The organism is Halomonas sp. SS10-MC5 (genome assembly GCF_015992245.1).
Classification (GTDB): Bacteria; Pseudomonadota; Gammaproteobacteria; order Pseudomonadales; family Halomonadaceae; genus Halomonas; species Halomonas sulfidoxydans.
Genome location: NZ_CP065435.1, coordinates 226,822 through 248,924 on the forward strand (window position 1 = coordinate 226,822; position 22,103 = coordinate 248,924).

18 protein-coding genes and 1 riboswitch are annotated in these 22,103 nt (G+C 65.0%); of the genes, 9 read left to right on the plus strand and 9 right to left on the minus strand.

The annotated features are described in order from the left end of the window. Nucleotides 1–110: 110 nt before the first annotated feature. The 4 genes from I4484_RS01045 (at nucleotide 111) to I4484_RS01060 (ending at nucleotide 5,652) form a co-directional block, all read left to right on the plus strand. Nucleotides 111–728, plus strand: coding sequence for a TetR/AcrR family transcriptional regulator (locus tag I4484_RS01045; RefSeq protein ID WP_159548112.1), 618 nt, complete (start codon nucleotides 111–113; stop codon nucleotides 726–728). Then, complete coding sequence (locus I4484_RS01050; protein WP_197449225.1) at nucleotides 725–2,065, plus strand: efflux RND transporter periplasmic adaptor subunit; 1,341 nt, start codon at nucleotides 725–727, stop codon at nucleotides 2,063–2,065. The genes I4484_RS01045 and I4484_RS01050 overlap by 4 nt, the downstream gene beginning before the upstream one ends. Continuing rightward, nucleotides 2,062–5,190, plus strand: a complete 3,129-nt coding sequence (locus tag I4484_RS01055) for an efflux RND transporter permease subunit (RefSeq protein WP_197449226.1) — start codon at nucleotides 2,062–2,064, stop codon at nucleotides 5,188–5,190. The genes I4484_RS01050 and I4484_RS01055 overlap by 4 nt, the downstream gene beginning before the upstream one ends. 111 nt (nucleotides 5,191–5,301) lie before the next feature. Next, a complete protein-coding gene (locus I4484_RS01060) occupies nucleotides 5,302–5,652 on the plus strand; it encodes a hexameric tyrosine-coordinated heme protein (RefSeq protein WP_197449227.1) in 351 nt (116 codons plus the stop codon). A 199-nt stretch (nucleotides 5,653–5,851) separates the two neighbouring features. On the opposite strand, the gene hmpA is transcribed toward I4484_RS01060, so the two are convergent. Then, nucleotides 5,852–7,024: an NO-inducible flavohemoprotein gene (gene hmpA / locus I4484_RS01065; protein WP_197449228.1), complete on the minus strand. Its 1,173-nt coding sequence runs from the start codon at nucleotides 7,022–7,024 to the stop codon at nucleotides 5,852–5,854. Nucleotides 7,025–7,549: 525 nt separating this feature from the next. Then, a riboswitch (cobalamin riboswitch) is annotated at nucleotides 7,550–7,766 on the plus strand. Between the two features lie 154 nt (nucleotides 7,767–7,920). On the opposite strand from hmpA, the gene I4484_RS01070 reads away from it, so the two are divergent. From I4484_RS01070 to I4484_RS01090, 5 genes are all read left to right on the plus strand, one after another. Beyond that, entirely contained in the window at nucleotides 7,921–9,756 is a 1,836-nt protein-coding gene (locus I4484_RS01070; protein ID WP_197449229.1) for a TonB-dependent receptor, read from the plus strand. A 46-nt stretch (nucleotides 9,757–9,802) separates the two neighbouring features. Continuing rightward, the gene (locus I4484_RS01075) at nucleotides 9,803–10,666 is read left to right on the plus strand and encodes a cobalamin-binding protein (protein WP_234283661.1); all 864 of its coding nucleotides are present in this window, start codon (nucleotides 9,803–9,805) and stop codon (nucleotides 10,664–10,666) included. Nucleotides 10,667–10,733: 67 nt separating this feature from the next. Beyond that, nucleotides 10,734–11,657: an iron ABC transporter permease gene (locus I4484_RS01080; protein WP_159555646.1), complete on the plus strand. Its 924-nt coding sequence runs from the start codon at nucleotides 10,734–10,736 to the stop codon at nucleotides 11,655–11,657. Further along, nucleotides 11,657–12,424 (plus strand): ABC transporter ATP-binding protein, encoded by a 768-nt coding sequence (locus I4484_RS01085; RefSeq protein ID WP_159548116.1) that lies wholly within the window; start codon nucleotides 11,657–11,659, stop codon nucleotides 12,422–12,424. The genes I4484_RS01080 and I4484_RS01085 overlap by 1 nt, the downstream gene beginning before the upstream one ends. 258 nt (nucleotides 12,425–12,682) lie before the next feature. After that, nucleotides 12,683–13,372, plus strand: coding sequence for a hypothetical protein (locus I4484_RS01090; protein WP_159548118.1), 690 nt, complete (start codon nucleotides 12,683–12,685; stop codon nucleotides 13,370–13,372). A gap of 37 nt (nucleotides 13,373–13,409) precedes the next feature. On the opposite strand, the gene I4484_RS01095 is transcribed toward I4484_RS01090, so the two are convergent. From I4484_RS01095 to I4484_RS01130, 8 genes are all read right to left on the minus strand, one after another. Further along, complete coding sequence (locus tag I4484_RS01095) at nucleotides 13,410–15,422, minus strand: hydantoinase/oxoprolinase N-terminal domain-containing protein (protein WP_197449230.1); 2,013 nt, start codon at nucleotides 15,420–15,422, stop codon at nucleotides 13,410–13,412. Nucleotides 15,423–15,514: 92 nt separating this feature from the next. Further along, nucleotides 15,515–17,539: an ASKHA domain-containing protein gene (locus tag I4484_RS01100; protein ID WP_197449231.1), complete on the minus strand. Its 2,025-nt coding sequence runs from the start codon at nucleotides 17,537–17,539 to the stop codon at nucleotides 15,515–15,517. 99 nt (nucleotides 17,540–17,638) lie between these two features. Beyond that, complete coding sequence (locus tag I4484_RS01105) at nucleotides 17,639–18,553, minus strand: dihydropteroate synthase (protein ID WP_197449232.1); 915 nt, start codon at nucleotides 18,551–18,553, stop codon at nucleotides 17,639–17,641. A 108-nt stretch (nucleotides 18,554–18,661) separates the two neighbouring features. Next, a complete protein-coding gene (locus tag I4484_RS01110; RefSeq protein WP_159548124.1) occupies nucleotides 18,662–19,726 on the minus strand; it encodes a methylenetetrahydrofolate reductase in 1,065 nt (354 codons plus the stop codon). Beyond that, nucleotides 19,723–20,205, minus strand: a complete 483-nt coding sequence (locus I4484_RS01115) for a methylenetetrahydrofolate reductase C-terminal domain-containing protein (RefSeq protein ID WP_159548126.1) — start codon at nucleotides 20,203–20,205, stop codon at nucleotides 19,723–19,725. Before I4484_RS01115 ends, I4484_RS01110 begins: the two co-directional genes overlap by 4 nt. A 78-nt stretch (nucleotides 20,206–20,283) precedes the next feature. After that, nucleotides 20,284–20,589, minus strand: a complete 306-nt coding sequence (locus I4484_RS01120) for a virulence factor (protein ID WP_159548128.1) — start codon at nucleotides 20,587–20,589, stop codon at nucleotides 20,284–20,286. Then, nucleotides 20,586–21,197 (minus strand): DUF1638 domain-containing protein, encoded by a 612-nt coding sequence (locus I4484_RS01125; RefSeq protein ID WP_159548130.1) that lies wholly within the window; start codon nucleotides 21,195–21,197, stop codon nucleotides 20,586–20,588. The genes I4484_RS01120 and I4484_RS01125 overlap by 4 nt, the downstream gene beginning before the upstream one ends. A gap of 19 nt (nucleotides 21,198–21,216) precedes the next feature. Then, nucleotides 21,217–22,005: a corrinoid protein gene (locus I4484_RS01130; protein WP_234283659.1), complete on the minus strand. Its 789-nt coding sequence runs from the start codon at nucleotides 22,003–22,005 to the stop codon at nucleotides 21,217–21,219. Between the last annotated feature and the right edge of the window lie 98 nt (nucleotides 22,006–22,103).

Here is a 22,103-nt window from a genome sequence, read left to right on the forward strand (position 1 = left end):
ACTACGCGAGGGCCGCTTTTGATGAGGGTCATGGCGAAGCGGGATAGCGCTGGCGCGGTGAGTATTCTCGCCATAAGATAGTAACTAGTCACTATCTTATGGGGTCGGGTATGTCAGGAAAACGCAATCTAACCGCTGCAGAGCGCCGGGAACGAACTGTCGATACGGTCATTGAATTGAGCGCACGGGATGATCCCGCCAATATCACTACCGGCAGCATCGCCAAACACATGCGGGTTACTCAAGGAGCACTGTTCCGCCACTTTCCGAGTAAGGACGCGGTCTGGGAGGCGGTCATCGGCCGAATAGCCGAGCGTATAATCAAGCGGCTGGATAGAGCCGCTGCCTCGGCAGATAGTCCTTTGGCTGCGCTGGAAGCAATGTTTCATGCCCATATCGCCTTCATTGTCGAGCACCCTGGTGTGCCTCGGCTGATGATGGGGCAACTGCAGCACGCTCGGCCGACCCCGGCCCGCCGTATGGTTCGCTCACTGCTGTTTCTCTACCGTGAGCGGATCGAGAAATTGCTGATCGAGGCACAGGAAGCCGGCGATCTGCGCCGAGAGCTGAATATCGAGGCGGCTGCCACGCAGTTCATCGGCACCATCCAGGGCCTGGTCATGCAATCGCTGATGATCGGTAGCATGAACCATATAGCCGAGCAGGCCCAAGGAGCGTTCGATCTTTACTGTCACGGCATCCAGCAGGAGCGAGGGACGCACCCATGACAGTCCTGGCTCAACGTCTGGGGCGTGTACTGGCGGTTGTCATTGGCCTGGCCGTCGGCGTGGTGCTTCTGGTGATGTTTGTGGTCAACCGTCAGACACCGGAGCACAGTGACTCACCGCCTGCCCCCAAGGCGGTGGCGGTGATCGAGGCCCGGCCCCTGCCGTTTCGCCTCGAGGCGCGCGGCCACGGCGTGGCGCGCCCCGCCGAGACCTGGCAGGCGGTGGCCAATGTCTCGGGCAGGGTGGTGGAGCGCCATCCGGCGCTGGAGAGCGGCACACTGCTGCGTGCAGGCACCCTGCTGCTGGCGCTTGACCCGAGTCGCTATGAGCTGGCCATCGCCGAAGCCGAGGCGGAATTGACTCAACTAGAGGCAGAGGAGGCCAATACTCGGCGTTTGCTGGGCCTGGAGCGCCAGGCACTCGATCTCGCCGAGCAGGAGCTTTCACGCATCGAGCGCCTGGCGTCTACCGGTTCTGTTTCCACTTCTCAACGTGATGCTCAGCGTCGCAGCACTGTAGCGCAACGCCAGGCGGTGGCCACGTTGGAGAATGCCTTGGCCTTGCTGCCAGCCCAGCGCGAGCGAGCATCGGTGCGCCTGGCCCAGGCGCGTCGTGACCTGGCGGATACCCGTTTCGTGGCACCCTATGACTTGCGCTTGGGTGAGGTAGAGGTAGAGCTTCACCAGTTCGTCAGTGTGGGCCAGAGCCTATTCGAGGCGGATAGCCTGGCGGCTGCCGAAGTGGAGGCGAGGCTTCCCTTCAGCGTGGTGCGACGCCTGCTGGGTAGTGTGGCGCCGGCCGAACTCGAGCCCGGCTCCCTGGATCTGAGCGAGCGCATCGACCTTGATGCAATCGATGCGGAGCTGGAGCTGGTCGGGGCGTCCGGTGTGGGCTGGACGGGCCGGGTGGTGCGCGTGGCCAGCGGCCTCGACCCGGCCACCCGCGCCGTTCGAATAGTCGTCAGGGTCGACCATCCTTGGCGCGGTGCACGGCCTCCCGATCGACCGCCGCTGCAGCGCGATATGTATACCCGGGTGCGGCTCACGGCCCCCGGCCCCGAGGCCTCAATGGTAGTGCCATCGTCGGCGCTCCATCAGGGTGAGCTTTATCTGGCTGACGAGCAGGGGCGCCTGGTGCGACGCCCGGTCTCCGTGGCATTCAAGCAGGGGGGGCTGGCGGTGATCGAGGCGGGCTTGGTCCCGGGGGAGCGCGTAATCCTCGATGACCTGCAGCCGGCCATCGATGGAATGGCGCTCTCCGTGCGTCGAGACGATGCTGCCGAGGCACGCCTGGCCGCCCTGGCCCGGGGCGAAGCATCGTCGGGAGAGCGGCCATGATTCGCTGGTTCGCCGGGCATCCCACCGCTGCCAACCTGCTGCTGATCCTGCTGCTGGCCGCCGGATTGTTCGCCGCCCCCAGCCTCAAGCGCGAGACTTTCCCCGACTATCGCCCGGTTGAGGTGTCCGTGGAGGTGGCCTACCGCGGGGCCAGCGCCGCCGACGTCGAGGATGCAATCTGCCGGCGCCTGTTCGATGCCGTTAAAGGCGTGGAATTCCTCGATGAGTTTGTCTGCGTGGCTCAGGACAACCTGGCCAGCGCCACCGCCACCATGGAGGCCGGCGGCGATGCCATACGCTTCATGAGCGAGATCGATACCGAAGTCGGTGCCATCACTGAGCTACCGGCACGGGCCGAGCCCCCAGTAGTTCGCGAACTGCACCGCAGCGATCTGGTCGCCGCGGTCGCAGTAACAGCCGACATGCCCATTCGCCAGCTCGAGGAGTACGCCCTGCGCCTGGAGGAGCGCATCATGGCGCTGCCCGGCGTGGCGGACGTGGCAATCCATGGCATGTCGCAGCGCCAATGGCAGGTCGAGGTGCCCCGCGAGGTGCTCGGCCAGCATGGCCTCTCGGCTCAGGAGCTGGCGCAACGCATCTCCGCTCAGAGCCTGGACCTGCCGCTGGGCACTCTGGAAACGGCCGATCGCGATATTTTGCTGCGCTTTACCGACCAGCGCCGCTCCATGGCCGAACTGGCCGAGCTGGTGGTAGTTTCCGACACCGGAGGTGGTGAACTTACTCTTGGTGAGCTGGCCACCTTCACTGAGGCCGGTGAGCGCGCGGAAGAGACGCTTCGCTTCAATAGCGAGCCGGCGCTGGTGCTGGAGGTTAGCAAGGCGCTGCGTGAAGATGCCCTGACGGTCAAGGAGCGGCTCGAGGCGCTGCTCGAGGACGAGCGTCACCGCTTCGACGGCGGCATATCGCTGACTTTGACCCAGGATGCGACAAGCATTGTCCGCGACCGCTTGCGGATGCTGGTGGATAACGGCTTGATGGGCCTGGTACTGGTAGTGCTGGTGATGAGCCTGTTCTTCCGCCCCCGTCTGGCGCTGTGGGCGGTGCTGGGTCTGCCGGTTGCCTTCATGGGCGCTTTCGCGGTGATGGCGTTCGCCGGGCTGTCGCTCAACATGATCACTCTGGTGGCGCTGTTGATGGCCATCGGTATCGTCATGGATGATGCCATCGTTATCACCGACAACATCGCCTCTCATGCCTTGCACCGGAAGTCGCTGCTGGAGGCAGTGGTCGAGGGAACCCGCCAGGTGCTGCCCGGGGTGCTTTCGTCATTTCTTACCACGGTAGCGGTGTTCACCCCGCTCTCCTTCCTTGCCGGGGAGTTGGGTGCAGTGCTGGAGGTGCTGCCAGTAGTGCTGATCGCAGCGCTAATGGCGAGCCTCATCGAGGCGTTCTGGATCCTCCCTCACCACCTCAAAGGCAGCGTGGGGAGCCTGGGCGATGGTCACGACTCCCGCTTCCGGGCCGCCTTCGAGCGACGTTTCGCAAATTTTCGTGAGGCCGTCGGGGGGCTGGCCGACCGGGCGATCCGCTTTCGGCATGCGGTGCTGGGCCTGTTGCTGACGGTGACCCTGGCCTCCGCCGGCTTCATTGCCGGGGGGCACGTGGGTAGTGAGGCGATGCCGGATATCGATGGCGACGTGCTGGAGGCGCGCATTCTGATGCCCCAGGGTACGCCCCTGGCGCGCACCGAGGCGGTGGCCGAGCGGGTCGAGGCGGCGATGCGTGACCTGGACGCGCGCTACTCACCCGAACAGCCAGAGGGCGCCTCCCTGGTCGAGGCGATACAGGTGCGCTTCAACCACAACCTCAGCGCCCGAGAGGCGGGCCCCCATGTGGCCACCGTCAGCGTCGACCTGCTCACCGCCGAGCGACGTAGTGTCACCCTCGATACGCTGACCGAGGCATGGCGGGAGGCTATCGGCAAGATCGAGGGCCTGCAGCGGCTTATCATCCAGGAACCCGGCTTCGGCCCCGCCGGGGTGCCGGTAGAAGTGCGACTGGCCGGGGAGAACCTAGAAGCCATGAAGGCGGCGGCGCTGGAGCTGGGGGGCCATCTCGAGGGCTACGCGGCCGTCCACAACGTCATGGATGACCTGCGTCTGGGCAAGACCCAGCTGGCCTTCTCCATGGCCGAGGGTGCCCACGGCCTGGGGCTTTCCGCCGAGGAGGTGGCCGGCCAGCTGCGCGCGGCGCTGCTGGGTGAGATTGCCGATACCCAGCGCATCGGCGACCAGGAGATCGAAGTGCTGATCCGCCTAGCCGAGGGGGACAGAAGCTCCCTTGATGATCTGGCGGACCTTACCATCGCCCTGCCGGGTGGGCTCCGGGTGCCTCTGGAGGTGGTGGCCAACGCCGAGGAGCGACGCGAATGGGCGCGCATCACCCGTATCGACGGGCGGCGTACCGTCACCGTGGAAGCCAACGTGGATGCACGCCAAGCCAGCGGCCAGGCTATCGTCGATGACCTCACCGGTAGCGGCTGGCTGGAGGTTTTCCTTACCCGCCACCCCAATGTGGCGATCTCCTTCGAGGGGCAGGTGGCCAGCTCCGCCGAGACCGGCGGCTCCATCGGCCGCGGGCTGTTGATCGGCCTGGTGGGGATCTTCGTGATCCTCTCCTTCCAGTTTCGCAGTTATGTGGAGCCGCTAATCGTCATGCTCTCGATCCCGCTGGCCTTCATCGGCGCCATCTGGGGCCATGTGCTCATGGGCTACTACCTCTCCATGCCCTCGCTGATTGGTGCGGCGTCGCTGGCCGGTATTGTGGTCAACAACGCCATCCTGCTGATCCACTTCATCAAGACCCATCGCGAGCGTGGGTTGGATGCCGTTGCAGCCGCCGGCCAGGCCAGCCGCGACCGGCTGCGTGCCATCCTGATCTCGTCCACCACTACCATCGCCGGGCTGCTGCCACTGCTGGCAGAAACCAGTACCCAGGCGGCGGCCATCAAGCCACTGGTGATCTCGGTGGTGTTTGGCCTGCTCAGCGCTACTGTGCTCGTACTGTTGGTGATCCCGGCACTCTACGTGCTGTTCGACGACTGGGGGTGGCTAGGCAAGGCAACGGAGATGGAGCCGCTCCCGGATCAGTTGAGCAAGGACTGAAATCCTTCTCTTGACGGGGCCGGAATAGACTCTAGTCTTGAAAAGGTAGATTGAATGCTTCTTATAAAATGTCCTCCCGGCAAGGCACAACGAAAACAACAGGAGCCAGCCATGACGATCATTGCGCCGAAGTCCTCCGCGCCCAGGTACGCAAGCATTGCTATCGTAAGCCTCCTAGGGCTACTGATGGGTGCGGCCGTCCTATCGGCGGACGAACACGAGGGGCAGGCAGCCTCCGATTCGTGGTTGCCCAGTCTCATGACGGAAACTCCTCAGGAGGGGTTTGCCCTGGCCGTGAAACTATCGCAGAAGGGTGTCGCCACGACACAGACCGATGCCGAAGTGCGAAAAGAGCTACGACCGGAGTACGCAGCAGATCCCAACAGCCTTATTGCCATTTCGCATGTCATTGCGACCCATTTCCAGACGGTGGCTGCGGCTAACGACTACTGGCGCGAGTGACCGGTCCAGTTAAGACACTATCGCTAACTCCAAGCCGAATGATCTGGCTCGGATGCTATTTCTGCTTGGCGCTGTTCGCGCACGGCATCAGATGCCTCGATGCAGTGTTCAGCGCGGTAGGCGCTGATGGGTAATGGCGCGAAATGCTCGACCCCGCCAAAGATGGCCTGTGCCTTTGACGGGGCTAGTAGTGAGAGTATCAGGCAGCTTCAATAGGGCGGGACGGGCCGAAGTGCTCAAAGTGGCGTCGATCCTCTTCAACGCCGAGCTCTGCCAAGGCCTGGTTCACCGCACTCATGAAACCCTGGGGGCCAACGAAGTAGCAGCGCGGGTTGGATGCGGGCAGGTAGTGTCTCAGTAGCTCGCGATCGAGGCGGCCGCAGTGGTCGGCATCGTCGCCGTGTTCGTGTATGGCGACGACCTTGAGCTTAGAGGGATGCACTTCGCGCATCGCGGCGACCTCCTGCCGGAAGGCGTGATGCTCGGCGTCGATGGCGGCATGAAGATAGACTACCTGCCTACCCTCGGCCAGCGCCTGGCGAGCCAGCGGCAGAATAGGTGTCTGGCCCACTCCACCGCTGATCAACAGCAGCGGTTCATTGCCTCCCTGTAGCGTAAGCTCCCCGGCCGGTGGCAGAAGGTCTACGCTGTCGCCAACGTTGAGCACGTCGTGAAAGTAGCGGCTGGCTCGACCCTCGGGCTCACGCTTGATCGAGATCCGATAGGTGCGGCCATTTGGCAGGTCCGAGAGGCTGTAGTGGCGATAGAGCGTCTCGCCCTCGATACCGAGTCGCACGCCGATGTACTGGCCGGGCTCATGATCTGCTACCGGGCCTTCGTCCTCCGGCTCGAGGACGAAGGAGCGAATCATCGCGCTTTCTTGCCGAGTCGCGGCGATGCGGAATCGACGTAAACCGCGCCAGCCACCGGGTTTCAGAGCGAAAGCCTGGTACCGACGATCCTCCAGCTCAATCAACAGGCCGGCCAGCTCTTCATAGAGCGCTGCCCACGCTTCGGCGATCTCTGGCGTCAGAGCGTCACCCAGCTCCTCGCCGATGGCGGCCATCAGGCACTCGCCGACAATGGGGTACTGGTCGGGCTGAATGCCCAGCGACACGTGTTTCTCTACCACTGTGGCCAGCACTCCTCTCGCCCTGGCGGGATCCTGGCGCAGCTGCACGTAGGCCAATACGGCACCGGCCAGGGCCCGTTGCTGGGCACCGCTCTGCTGGTGCGCCTCATTGAACAGCGAGGCCACGTCGGGGTAGCGCTTGAACATCAACGGATAGAAATGCTGGGTAATGGCATCGAGGTGCTCTGCTACCACCGGGGCGGTGGCCTCGATGAGCTGCTCCTGCTGTGAGGTGAGCATGAGGGTCTCCTTCGTCGGGGAAATTATAATAAGCATGTAAAATACTTGTTATTTGGTGCGCGAACCTGAGGCGAATTGTCGCAGAGCAAAGCAAACCCATCATAACGTGGGGGCGCAAAGGATCGAAAAGCAAGAAGGGCTGCTACAAAGGCACTCCTGCAGGGGGGCCGGGGAACGTCAGCCCTTAGTACACGGTGGCTTTTTTAGTATATCTAGCGCTTCTGATGCACGCTTCAGCTCGGCCTTCCCGCATGGCCTGCAACTTTTTGTTCTCGATGGTGCCGGCAATTTCCGGGAGGCTGCAGATGAATGCGTCATCAGAGCCGCCCGGTCGGTGGTCGAACGCACGGTCTCTCGGAACGTGAAGCTCAGCACCCCGACCGAGCCCGTGAGTGCTTGTGGATCAAGCTGGCTGGTTACGACCACGAGGCGTTCGGCCGCCATGGGCTCGTCAACCGCCTGATATGGCAGGGCATGTCGCATTCCGGCACGCCGCTGTCGTTGACCGTGCGGGGTCGGATTGCTAGCTTAGCGACACTCTCAGGTGCCCTAGGCGCGCGCAGACGCGCCGGGGTGAAACGAGAAGTCGGTGCGCCTCGTGCCATTCCGACGCTGCCCCCGCAACGGTAATCGAGTCAAGGAAAGCCTTACACCACTGTGCCCTGACACGGGAAGGTGGCCTTCTGGGACGTTAATTGTCCACTCGTCAGCCCGGAGACCGGCCAGAGAGTGCAGGAAATGCTGTATGACAGCGTTTCCCTCATGCCGGGTTGCGGTGGGCGACTCCGAGGCAGGGCTGGCGCCGCCGTTCACCTCTCCCTTTCTCGATCCCTTTCCCGCCAGCCGGCTTCGCCTAGAAGACCGTGCGGGTAGGCACGGCGAGCAAGGGAATCAGAATGAAAACCAAGCATCATCTGGCCGCCTTCGGCCTGGCAGCGCTTCCTCTGGCCGTTCAGGCCCAGGCCACTGTCACGCAAGACACCGATATTGTCGCCCTCAATCCCATGGTGATCACCGCCACCCTGGCGCCGCGCACCGCCGACGAGACGCTCTCCTCGGTGACCGTGCTCGACGAGGCCACCCTGCGGCGTCAGGACCCCACCAGCGTCACCGATCTGCTGCGCGGCCAGCCCGGAGTGGACGTCAGCTCCAACGGCAGCTTCGGCAAACAGAGCAGCGTGTCGATTCGCGGCACCTCGAATAACCAGAGTCTGCTGATGATCGACGGCATTCGCCTGCGCTCCGCTACGGATGGCGGCCCTGCGTGGCAGTACCTCGACCCGCGCATGTTCCAGCGCGCCGAGATCGTGCGCGGCCCGCGGGGCAGCCTCTACGGCGCCGACGCGGTAGGCGGCGTGGTGCAGCTCTTCACCCATGACGCTCAGGAGGGCGGCCCGCACCCGCGCATCTCTGCAGGCGGCGGCTCCTTCGATACCCAGCGATACAGTGCAGGACTCTCCGGCAGTAGCGGCGGTACCCGCTACAGCTTTGCCGGCAGCCACTTCACCACCGATGGCACGCCGGTGCGTCGTGGTGGTGAGGATATGGGGTACGACAACACCTCAGCGCTGGCGCGAATGTCGCACACCTTCGATAGCGGCGCAGAAGTGGGATTTCTGGCGCTGAGAGCCCGCGGTACCACGGAGTATGACGAGAGCGGCTCCATGGCCACGACTGATTATATGCAGCAGGTGGCGGGAATTTATGGAGAACTGCCGGTAACTGACAGCTGGAGTAGTCGCTTGACGCTGAGCGAAGCGCGCGATGAAAGCGTCAACCACTTCTGGGGGTCTATCCTTGATACGCAGACACGCACGGCCCGCTGGGAGAACACGCTGACTTCAGGGGGGCATGAGTTGATTATCGGTGCGGAGTATATGAACGATAGCGTGGCCGGTAGTGTCACGGGGAATATGCCATGGGATGGTCCTTATGACATCGAGGAGCGTGATAACAAGGCCGTTTTCGGCCAGGCGCTACTCGATTTCGAACCGTTAGCCGTTCAAGCCAGCCTGCGTTATGACGATAACGAAGCCTACGGTGACGAGATTACCGGTAGCCTGGCGCTGGGGTATGACATCAATTCCCACCATACCCTGCGAGCCAGCTATGGCACCGCCTTCAAGGCGCCAACTTTCAACGACCTTTATTGGCCGGGGTTTGGCAATCCCGAGTTAGAAGCGGAAACATCCAAAACGGTGGAGCTCGGAGTACGTGGCCAATATGTGCGCTGGTTCTGGGATGCCGCAATCTATCAGACCGATATTGACAACCTGATCGTCTGGCAGCAAATGGGGCAGCCGACAACGAACGTACCCACTACGCGTATCCGTGGCGTCGAACTCTCCGTGGGCGCTGAGGTAGATGATTGGACGTTAGCTGCCGCCGCGACCTACACCGACCCTGAAGATCGGGCTACCGGAAATCGTCTTAGGCGCCGTTCCAGTCAGAGCGCCCGCTTCGACGTGGATCGTGAGCTGGGCGAGTGGTTCCTGGGGGGCTCCTGGGTTCTGCAGGGCTATCGCTACGAAGATGCCGCCAACACGGATCGAATCGGTGGCTTCGGGCTGGTCAATCTGCGTGCCGGCTGGCAGTTTGCACCGCTGTGGTCGGCTCGACTGACTGTGGAGAATGCCCTTGATAAAGAGTATGTCACGACACGTTTCTTCGATGACGATGACTACCTCAACGCCGGTCGTGCGGCCTTCGTCAGTGTCCACTTTGGCCAGTAGCGGCCGGTTCGGCGGGGCCGTTGGCCCCGCCGTAGGTTTCAGCGCCTTGCTGGCCCTGTCGGGGCCGGCGGCCGGCGAGGCGTATGCCGATTCGCTCTGCGCCACCGACGACCGCGACCGCGAGGTGTGTCTGCCGGTGCCCGCCGGTCGCATCGCCGCGCTGTCGCCCGGTGCGACCGAGCTGGTCTATGCCGCCGGGGCCGGTGACCAGGTAGTGGCCGTAGTGGACTACAGCGACTACCCGCCGCAGGCCCAGGCGGTGCCTTCGCTGGGCAGCCATACGCGCATCGACATGGAGCGCCTCGTCGCCCTGCGGCCCACACTGGTGATCGGCTGGGTGACCGGCAATCCCTCCGAGCAGCTGGAGATGCTGGAGGCGCTCGGCCTGCCGGTGTTCTACCTCGAGCCGCGGTCCTTCGAGGGCGTGGCCAGCGCCATCGAGCGCCTGGGACGCCTGGCCGGCACAGCCGATGCCGCGGATCGCGAGGCGAGGCGCTTTCGCGACGGCATGATCGAGCTTCGAGAACGCTATGCCGGGCGAGCACCGGTGCGCGTCTTCTATCAGGTGTGGGACGAGCCGCTGATGACCGTCAACGACGCGCACCTGATCGGCTCGGTGCTGACCGCCTGCGGTGGCGTCAACGTTTTCGGCGACCTTGAGCGCCTGGTGCCGCGCATCGGCGACGAGTCGGTGCTCGACGCCGACCCCGAGGCGATATTGGCCGGCGGCATGGGCGAGGAGAGCCGTGAATGGCTCACCCACTGGGAGCAGTACACGAACCTCACGGCGGTGGCGGAGGGCAACCTCTTCTTCGTGCCGCCGTCGCTGATCCAGCGCCCCACGCCGCGCCTGCTCGAGGGCAGCCGGCTGTTCTGCGAGAAACTGGAGGCAGCCCGTGCACGCCGCTAGGTACTCACTGGTTGCTGTCAGGCACGGAGGGCTGGCCTTCCCGCTGGGCCTGCTGGCGCTGGCGGCGATGGCCGCCATGGCGTTGGCGGTGTCGGTCGGCAGCGTCAACATCACCCCCGCCGCGCTGTGGGAGGTGGCCCTGGGGCGCGGCGACGCCCTGGCGCGCACCTTGGTGTTGGAGCTGCGTGTGCCGCGGGCCCTCTCGGCATTTGCCACCGGTGGCCTGCTGGCATTGGCCGGCGCGCTGATGCAGGTATTGCTGCGCAATCCCTTGGCGGACCCCTACGTGCTGGGCCTCTCGGGCGGTGCCGCAGTGGGAGCGCTGGCGGCGATGCTTGCCGGGTTGGGCGGCGCGGTGATCAGCGGCTCGGCTTTCGCCGGGGCCTTTCTCTCGACACTGCTGGTTTTTGGCCTGGCCCATGGCACCGGCAGTTGGACGCCTTCCCGCCTGCTGCTCACCGGCGTGGTGGTGGCGGCCGGGTGGGGCGCGGTGGTCACGTTGATGCTGGCGGTGAGCCCCGTTGAGCGTCTTCCCGGCATGCTCTACTGGCTGATGGGCGATCTATCCTACGCCCACACACCCGGCTATCCGCTCGTCGTGCTGCTGGGGGTGTGCCTGCTCGCCTTCCCGCTGGGGCGCAGCCTCAACGTGTTGGCCCGCGGGGCGCTGCAGGCCGCGGCCCTGGGCGTGGTGGTGCGTCCGCTGGAGTGGACGATCTACATCACGGCTAGCCTGCTCACCGCCATGGCGGTGACCACGGCCGGCAGCATCGGCTTCGTCGGCCTGGTGGTACCGCACATGCTGCGCCTGATGCTGGGCAACGACCAACGTCTGATCCTGCCTGCTTGTGCCCTGGCTGGCGGCACCCTGCTGGTGCTCGCCGACACCCTGGCGCGCACCATCATCGCTCCGGAACAGCTTCCGGTGGGGGTGATCACGGCGCTGCTCGGCGTACCGACCTTCCTCTACCTGCTCTACCGGAGCCGCTGATGAGCCGACTCGAGGCGCGAAATCTGGTCATCGACGTACCGGGCCGTCGCGACGGTCGGGCGCTGAACCTGGACCTGGAGCCCGGGCAGGTGTGGGGCGTGCTCGGCCCCAACGGGGCCGGCAAAACCACCTTGCTGCATACCCTAGCGGGGCTGCGAGCACCGCGGGCCGGCAGCGTGCGTCTCGACGGGGGCGCGCTCGCCTCGCTGCCGCGCCGCCGGGTCGCCCGCGCCCTGGGCCTGGTCTTCCAGGAGCGCCAGGACGGCTTTCCCGCCACGGTGCGCGAGACGGCATTGATCGGGCGCCATCCCTGGCTGTCGCCCTGGCAGATGGAGGGCGGCGAGGATCTACAGTTGGCCGAGGCTGCGCTCGAGCGGCTCGATGTCGACCACTTGGCCGAGCGGCTAGTCAGCACGCTCTCGGGCGGTGAAAGGCAGCGCCTGGCCATCGCCACGGTGCTGACCCAGGCGCCGGCCATCTGGCTCGCCGACGAGCCAACCAACCATCTTGACCTGCATCACCAGACCGCGGTGATGGCGCTGCTCGCTGGCGAGGCCCAGGCCGGCAGGGCGGTTATGCTGTGCCTGCACGACCTCAACCTCGCCGCTCGCTGGTGCGACCATCTGCTGCTGCTCTACCCCGACGGTGAAGCGTGTTGGGGGTCGCGCGATGCCATGCTGGTACCTGCAGCCCTTGAGCGCCTCTACGGCCAGCGATTGGCCACCGCCATGGTGGGTGGCGCCCCAGTCTTCGTTTCCGTGAGGTGATATGCACCGCTCGACCCCGATACGCGGCGAGTTCCACAGGGACTTTCCCTCCCCCCGGACAGGTGGCCGCGCTCTTCCACGGCCAGTCGCCGTGGACCTGATGCCATACCAGGCGTTCGTCATGCGCGACAACGCTAAGGACCCATGCCCGCCATGCCAATCGCATGGCCGCCGAGCGGCCACAGCCAATCGCGTACAACCACGGCGGATAGCGCAAACTGATGCGCAGATCAGCGAAATTAAGGTGGCACTCCCCCGATGAGACTGTTTCAGCTGAAACATGAACTCGAGGCGCATGGGCTCGTTTTGCGCGGAGCCTTCGAGGTGGAGCCGGAGGATCATGTGCCCCCGATTGCCCACGCCATCCCGGCCGCAGCACTGGTGCTAGTGGGTAATGTCGGTTCGTCGCTGTGGCCCCAATTCGCTGCTTCGCCCGAATATTGTGACGGAAGACGCGATCCGCTGGACCGCTGGAGCCAACGCATTGGAGAGGCGCTTGCTGCCCGCTACGGTGCGCGTGCGCTCTATCCGTTCGGCGGGCCGCCGCATTATCCCTTTCAGCGCTGGGCGTCGCGTGCCGAGTCGGTACACCCATCTCCGCTCGGCCTGGTCATACACGCCGAATACGGCTCGTGGCACGCCTACCGCTTCGCGCTCGCGCTTGACCACGTGCCGGACGATCTCGCGCCAATGGCCGAACACGAGTCGCCGTGCCTGGGATGCGCCGAGCGTGCCTGTCTCGACGCCTGTCCGGTCGATGCCTTCACCGGTTCCGAGTATCGGATCGGAGCTTGCGCACAGCACCTGCGCGACATGCCCGACGGCGCCTGCATGCGGCTGGGCTGCGCGGCGCGACGTGCCTGTCTGGTCGGTGCCCCATCACGCTACGACTCGCAACATGCGGCATTCCACATGCAGGCCTTCGTTTTCGCTCGATCATCCGAATAGCTACATGATTCCGGCCATGGCCGGGGCGTATGGCTTGTCATGTTCGAGTACGGCGCGGTGGTCCGATGGCCAAGGCCGTTACCCTCGCCTCGAAGAAGACTTCCCCGTCGATGTCGTTATCGACACGGTTTTCCTCAATCTCGAAGCGCACCTCCACCTCGGCCGCACCGGCCTGCCAAGCCAAGGCTTCAGCGCGCTCGGCGGCCGTTTGCCGCGCCATCGCATAGGCTGCCTCGAGTGTGACGTGGTCGCAGGGGCCATTGGGCAGGAAGACCCTAAAGCGGCCTTGTACTGGCTGCAGAACAGAGACATGAACTCGCTGAACCACTTGGCCGAGCAGCGTGCCCACGGCGTTAGCCACCTCGCCGTGGGAAGGCAACACAACTTCGGCGCCCAGCGCCTCGCCAACCGCCGGATAGTAGCTTGCTGCCGGCCCGCCCACCGCGACCACAGGGGATGTCGGCGCGAATTTCAGCGTGAAGACCGATGGGGCCACGGCGACACGGGACTTCCCACGCAGGATCAATGCCGCCAAGGAGGCCGCCAGCCGCCCTTGCTGGCTATCGACATCGGCATCATGCAGCCCCGCCTCGATCAGTTTGGTAGAGATGGCCTCGACCACTCGGCCATAGATCTCGCGTGATGGGGCTTCCGCATCGCCTTCCGGCCAGCGTCCAAGCCCGTATTGGCGGCGCATGCGCTTGGCCCAGATGATCGCTGCCAGGCGGGCGGCCTCGACATCCCAGTGGCGTGAGATACCCAGGACATGGGCGGCATCGGTGGGTGTGAAACCGCTGAAGATCACCAGGCCACGACGTTCCAGGCTGGTTAGTGCACGGGCCAGCCAGCGTTTCTCTTCCACCGCACTCAGCATTTCCACTGGTCCGTCGCCCAACTGCGCCCAGGCCTCATGCTCATCGACGCTGAGCTGGCCCATAAGCGCTTCGTCGTGTTGTAGGCGCATGGCGAAGCGATTATGGTTGCTGCCCGGAGGAAGGTTGAGCTGCCGCAGCAGGGCCTCGTGTAGCTCGGGATGCTGACTGACCAACAGGCTCATGGGCAACACGCGGCGAGGTCCGATGGCAAGGCCTCGACCAGGCGCGAAGGTGACTTCACTATCGCCGCCAAGGCCGATGGAATAGAGCTTGATCGCCTCTACCATGGGACGCCAGTCCCCCACCCGGGCGCCGTCGAAGGAGAGCGTCGGCAAACCGTCTCGCACCACGGCAATATCCGTCGTGGTTCCCCCCATGTCGGCGACGATCAGGTTACGGCGGCCGCTAAGCATCATGGCGCCGTTGACACTGGCCGCTGGCCCGGACAGCACCGTGGTGATGGGCTGCAGGATGGCGCTGTCAGCGGCAATCAGTGAACCGTCGCCCTTCACGATCATCAGCGGTGCCAAAATACGGTGGCGGTGCAACAGCCCTTGGACCGCTTCAATGAGACGAGCAACATAGGCGATCATGCGGGCATTCAGCGCTGCGGTCATGGCACGGCGCGGCGCCCCCAGAGAAGCCGCCAGCTCATGGCCGCAGGTCACCGGCTTGCCGGTCAACTCCTGCACGAGTTCCGCCGCGCGCTGCTCGTGAGCCGGGTTGCGGACACTGAAGGAGGCCGAGACGGCAAAGGCCGATACCCGCTCCCGCCAGGCCAGGATTGTTCTGCGTAGGGCTTGCTCATCCAGGGGCGCGAGTTCGCGACCTTCCGCGTCATGGCCGCCGCCCAGCATAATCAGACTGTTGGCGCCAAGGAGTGAGACCAGTCCGGTCGCCTTGACCTGTCGCTCGTCATACCCAATCAGTAGTACACAGATCGGTGCTCCCTTGCCCTCTACCGCCGAATTGGTCGTCAGCGTCGACGACAGTGACACCAGATCGACCCGGGACAGCAAGTCGGCGGGCAGCGCCCTCAAGGCATCGGCGATGCCCTGCTGAAGGTCCAGGCGCGTCGTCAGGCGCTTGGCCATCGCCACCACCTGGTCGGCCTCGTCCAGGAGGACTGCGTCGGTAAAGGTACCGCCCGTATCGATGCCCAGCCGATAACCCATTGGGGCCTCTCCTCATGTACTTGGGTGTGTTGCCGACCACCCTTGGTGTCATTCTGTGCAGCCACATTGACAGAGCGTTAGAGGGTCGCCCCTCAGGCGCGCTGCCGGCGCCGTCGCCGGCCGCCGCGCGCTGTGGCGCTGGCATCCTCCGTCACCGCCGGCAGGGTCACGTGGGCGCTCAGTTGCGGGAAGGGATCGTGGCGATGAGGGATCGCCATGGCGGCCACGAAGTGCTCCTGGAAACGCGGCTCGGTGGCGGTCTCCACCTTTTCCACGCGGCGCACCACCTCCTCGATTTCGCGGCGCGCCTTGCGGCTCAATAGGGCGATGCGCGCGCCCGTGCCAGCGGCGTTGCCCGCCGAGGTGACGTGCGCCAGATCACAGTCGGGGATCAACCCCAGGGTCATGGCGTACTTGACGTCGATGTGAGCGCCGAAGGCCCCGGCGAGGCGGATGCGATCGACGCGGTCGGTGCCGAAGTGCTCCATCAGCAGGCGGATGCCCGCGTAGAGCGCGGCCTTGGCCAGCTGGATGGCGCGGATGTCGGCCTGGGTGATGGCAATGGTCCGCGTCGCGTCGCGATGCAGCACGTAGGCGAAGGTGCGCCCGTCGGCCACGATCCGTTCGCTGCGCGCCGCCAGGCCGCCCTGCACGATGCCGTCCCGAGTGATGACGCCGGCCAGGTACATCTCGGCGACGACCTCGATGATGCCCGAGCCGCAGATGCCCGTGATACCGTGGGACGCCATCGCCGCGTCGAAGCCCGGCTCGTCGGACCACAGCTCGCCACCGATGACCTTGAAGCGCGGCTCCAGCGTCAGGGGGTCGATGCGCACCCGCTCGATGGCACCGGCAGCCGCCCGCTGCCCGCCGCTGATCTGGGCGCCCTCGAAGGCCGGCCCGGTGGGGCTGGAGCAGGCCAGCAGCCGGTGGCGGTTGCCCAGCACGATCTCGGCATTGGTGCCCACGTCGACCAGCAGCATCAGTTCCTCGCCCAGGTAGGGCGACTCGGAGAGGATCATCCCGGCGGTGTCGGCCCCCACGTGCCCGGCGATGCAGGGCAGGCCATAGACCCGGGCGTTGGGGTGGATGGCCAGGTCCATCTCGGTGGCCCACAGCCCGTCGATGGCCTCGTCGGTGGCCAGCGCAAAGGGCGCACCGCCCAGCTCCACCGGGTTGATGCCGAACACCAGGCTCTGCATGATCGGGTTGCCGACGAAGGTCGCCTCGAGGATGGCGTCCAGCGGCACGTCAGCCTCGGTGGCCAGTTCCACCGTCAGCTCGTTCAGGGCGTCGCGCACCGAGCGCGTCATGGCCTGATCGCCGCCGGGGTGCATCATGATATAGGAGACCCGACTCATCAGGTCCTCGCCGTAGCGGATCTGCGGGTTCATGCGCCCGGTGGAGGCGACCACCTCGCCGGTCTGCAGGTGGCACAGGTGGGCGGCGATGGTCGTCGAGCCCACGTCCACGGCTAGGCCGTAGGCCTGCGCCTGGAAGCCCGGCCAGACGGCGATGAGGCGGCGGTCGTCGTGGACCGCCACCGTCACGCCCCAGCCGCCCCGGCGCAGGGCCTGCTGCAGTTGCTGGACGACGCGGATGTCGGTTTCCAGCCCGGTCAGCCGCCACTCGTGGGCCAGGGCCTCCTTGAGGCGGCGCATGTCCGAGGCCGGAACGTGCATGTCCGGCTCCTGCACCTCCACGTAGTAGAGGCGCACGATGGGGTCGAGCGCGATGTCGAGCACCTCGGCCCGCTTGCGCACGATCTGACGGTGCACCTGGCTGGCAGGCGGCACATCGATCACGGCGTCGCCGAGCAGGAGGGTCGAGCAGCTCAGCCGACGGCCGTCGCGCAGCGGCCCGCGACGCTTCTCCCAGGCCTGCTCGGTGTCGCTCTTGGCGGAGAGGTGATCCGGCCATGACGAGACCCCGTGCTTAGCGAAGCGCCCCTCGCAGAGGTCGACCTGGCAGCGGCCGCACAGGCCGCGCCCGCCGCACACCGAATCGATGTCGACCCCCAGCGCGCGAGCAGCCTCCAGCACCGGGGTGCCGACCGGGAAGCGTCCGCGGCGCCCGGAAGGGGTGAAGACGACGAGCGCTTCGTGAGCATCGGACATGGGAACCTCCGTCCACAGGGGGTCGTTCAGGAGAGCGAAGCGCCTCAGGCGAGGCGCTTGCGTTGTTCGTTGTTATAGTGGTCTGGCAACTATTCGCGCTCAGGTCACGGCGCGGCGTCGGCGCGTCTGCCGCCGCCCGCGCCCTTCGGCCCCGTCCGCACCGACGGCCGGTGGCTCACGGAATTTCTGGATCCAGCGCATACAATCGGGGTCGTGCCCCATCATCACGTCGGCGCCCATGATCGCGGTCATGATCTCGGTGTGCAGCGGGTTGGTGATCGCCGAGGTCATCCCCGAGGCGATGGCCATGCTCATGAACGCCGCATTAATGCCGTTGCGGTTGGGCAGGCCGAAGCTGACGTTGGAGGCCCCGCAGGTAGTATTGACCTTGAGCTCCTGCTGCAGGCGGTGGCACAGGGCAAATACCTGGCGGCCCGCCGAGTTCACCGCGCCGATCGGCATCACCAGCGGATCGACCACCACGTCGCAGGCAGGGATGCCGTGGTCGGCGGCGCGCTCGACGATCTTCTTGGCGACGGCGAAGCGCACGTCGGGGTCGTGGGAGATGCCGGTTTCATCGTTGCTGATCGCCACCACCGCCGCCCCATATTTCTTCACCAGCGGCAGCACCGCCTCGAGGCTCTCGTCCTCGCCGGTCACCGAGTTGACCAGCGCCTTGCCCTTATAAACCGCCAGGCCCGCCTCGAGTGCCTTGATGACCGAGGAGTCGATGCACAGCGGCACGTCGGTCAGCGACTGCACCAGCTCGACGGTCTGGGCCAGGATCGCCGGTTCGTCGGCTAGCGGGATGCCGGCATTGACGTCCAGCATGTGCGCGCCGTGCGCCAGTTGATCCTCCACGTCCTTGACCACGCGGGAGAAGTCGCCGGCGGCCATTTCCGCAGCCAGCTGCTTGCGGCCAGTGGGGTTGATGCGCTCGCCGATGACCACGAAGGGCCGCTCGAAGCCGATCACGACTTCCTTCTTGTGCGAGCTGATGACAGTATCGGTCATGATGCTTCCTCAGTGATGGTGTCTTGTCGTTGCTATTGGGTGCCTGCGGAAGGCGTTGTCGTTAACTGTGGCGTTGCGGCTCCAAGCTGGCGGTCGGATAAGGATGGGTCATCCCGACACAGGCTCGAACTCTTCCGCCAGCGCGTCGGGCGACTCCGGATTGAGTTCGGCCGGGTTGTCGCGCCCCGGGTACCAGGGCACGCGGCCCTCCAGCACGCCGGTGCCTTCGATGATCTCGGCCACGGTATGCTCCTGGCGGTAGGCCATGATGTGGGCACCGCTGACCCCAGGGATCTCGCGGATCTGGTGAAGTAGGTCCATGCACAGCCGCTTGCCCTCCTCCTTCTGGTTCTGGGCGCCCTCGAGGCGCGCGATCACAGCATCGGGGATGTGCACGCCGGGCACGTTGTCGCGGATCCAGCGTGCGCTGCGCGCCGAGGCGAGCGGCCCGACGCCGGGCAGGATGAATACGCGGTCCGGCCCCTCGAGCAGCCCCAGGTCGTTCACCTTGAGCATGAAGTCACGCAGCCGGGGGATGTCGAAGCAGTACTGGGTCTGGATGAACTGCGCCCCGGCAGCGACCTTCTTGGCCAACCGGTGCGGGCGCCACTCCAGGGGTGGCACAAAAGGGTTCTCGGCCGCGCCGAGGAAGATCCGCGGTGGCACGTCGATCTTGCGCCCGCTCTGGAAGCGACACTCGTCGCGCATACCACGGGCGATCTCCAAGAGCGACATGGAGTCGAGATCGAACACTGGCTTGGCTTGGGGATGGTCGCCGGCCTGGACGCCGTCGCCGGACAGGCACAGTAGGTTGCAGGCGCCCATGGCCGCGGCCCCCAGGATCTCGCCCTGTATGGCGATGCGGTTCCGGTCGCGGCATGAGATCTGCAGAATGGTGGCATAACCCACTCGGGTGAGCAGCGAGCAGACCCCGACGCTGGACATGTGGCAGTGCGCACCGGAGCCGTCGGTGGCGTTGATGGCATCCACGTAACCGTCGAAGATCGCCGCACGCTTGAGCACCTCGGCGGGGTCGGCGGAGTCCGGCGGGTCGATCTCGCTGGTGATGGCAAACTTGCCGGCGCGCAGCACGCGCTCCAGGCGCCCGGGCGAGACGTGGCCCGGCAGGATCGGCAGGGAGTAGCCCGGTACGGGCTCGTCGTCGAACTTCATTTCACGGCTCCGCTATCCGCGCGCTCGCGGGTTGGATCGGCCAGCTTGCGCACCACGCGCAGCCAGGACGAGGAATCCTTCAGGCGGAAGTCGACCGGCTGCTGCACCACCTGGATGCGATCGCCATACTTCATCCGGCGGCTGCCTTCCCAGGCCTCGACCCACACGCAGCGCATCTCCGGCTTGACCTCACAGTGGCCGTTGGCACGCACCCCGCCGCAGGGGCCGTTGCGCAGGTTCTTGGGGCAATTCATGGGGCAGGACATGCCGGTGGCGGAGAGCGCACATAGTCCGCACATCTGGCAATCGAACAGCAGGCCCTTGACGCCCTTCTCGATAGCCTTGACCGGGGCCTCGACGCGTTCATAGCCGATTCGCCGCCATAGCGGATGCAGCTTGACCAGCAGCGGCTCGAAGCCTCGATACACCCATTCGAACAGCCGGGCGTGACGGACCACCCAGCGCCTCACCTTGTACATCCTCTCCCTCCTTGCCTCCGCCCCCGAGATCGGGGACCGCGGCCATGGTCATTGTTTTTGTCGTCGTCGCGGGCGCTCTCAGGCGGGCAGGGCCAGCCCCTTCTGGCGCACCAACTGCTTGAGTGCCTCGTCATCGAAGCTTGCCTCGAGGCGTGCCGCCTCGGCTTCGGCCTCCGCCTGCAGGTTGTCGCTGCACTCGCGCGGGACGCTGCGCTGCCAGTCGGCCATGTACGCCTCCGAGCCGCCCTTGCCAGCCCGCATGGCCGCCCGGTCGATGGCGTGCTGGAAGCGCGGCGACAGTAGCACCTTGGCACTCTTGCGCCCCTGCTTGGTGATTACCTGAGCGGGAATATCCCGCCAGCTGACGATGGTCAGAGTTGTCATGTTGCTCGCTCTACAGCGACCGGCTCTGAGACCAAGCGGACCAGGGAGGTCGCCAGCTCGCCGTAGCCGGTATGCCGGTATTCGAAGGAGAGTCCGAGTCGTGCGGCGGCACGCTGGGCCGCCGCCTGAAGAGCGGGATCGTCACGCTGCGACAAGTAGACGAGCCGGCGATACTGGCCGAAATAGAGACTTGCGAGTTGGGGGTGGTGCTCGATGCCGAGCTCCTGGATGACCAGCCGGTCGAAGTGGCGCACGAGAAAATCGGTCAGATAAAAGGTGCCCAACTCTTGTTCGCTGAGCGCCGCGATCACCGACTCCCCGGCATAGACGTCATAGCAGTGTGCCCCCGGCAACCGTTCGGCGCCATGCTCGGCCAGCACTTCGTCCAGCAATCCGCCCGTACCGCAGTCGGCGTAGGCTACGAAAATGCGCGAGTACCGCGATGCTTCCCGCAGTTTCCTGCCCACGGCCTCGGGTATCCGATCCGGCCGATTGTGCAGGTCCGCTGGCAGGCATTCCAGGCGCACATCATGCCAGTCATTGGCGTCGATCAGGGCCATGATCTCCCTAGCCAACGCACCGCAGGCAATGATGAGCGTGGATGACATGACGGCGGACCTCCTCGGCTCAGGCGGCGCGACGCGTCGCGATGAGTTCCTTGGCCATATCGACCGCCACCCCGGCATCGCGGCAGTAGGCATCGGCACCGATGGCCTGGCCGAACTCTTCGTTGAGCGGGGCGCCACCGACCATGACGATGACATCGTCACGCAGCCCCTTCTCGACCAGCGTATCGATGACGACTTTCATGTAGGGCATGGTGGTGGTTAGCAGCGCCGACATGCCAAGGATGTCTGGCCTGTGCTCTTCCAGCGCTTCGATGTAGGCTTCCACTGGGATATTGATACCGATGTCGATCACCTCAAAGCCGGCACCTTCCATCATCATCGACACCAGGTTTTTGCCGATGTCGTGAATGTCGCCCTTGACGGTACCGATCACGATCTTTCCGATGGTCTCGGAGCCGGAAGCTGCCAGCAGGGGGCGCAGCACTTCCATGCCCCCCTTCATGGCATTGGCTGCCATCAATACTTCGGGGACGAAGAGGATGCCGTCACGAAAATCGACACCAACGATGGCCATGCCGCCCACCAGTGCTTCGTCGAGCACTTTGTTGGCGCTCCAGCCACGCTCGAGCAGGATCTCGGTGCCTTCGACCACTTCGTCGCGTAGCCCATTGTAGAGATCGTCGTGTATTTGCTCGACGAGCTCGTCATCGGGTAGGTCGTTTAGGTCGAAGTCTTCGTTTTCATTGTACTGTTCTGTCATGGCGCTCCGCTCCTGGTCATTCCATACCCAAATTACGGGTATGGTTGCGAATGCAGCGTATGCGCTCGCCTTAGGGAACATATCCATGCAAGCGACGCCTTCATGTCGAAAAGCGCCATGCGCCTCACTCCTTCTGGCGTTTTTAAAATATCTTGCAGTTTATTGATTTGAGTCAATTTTTACGA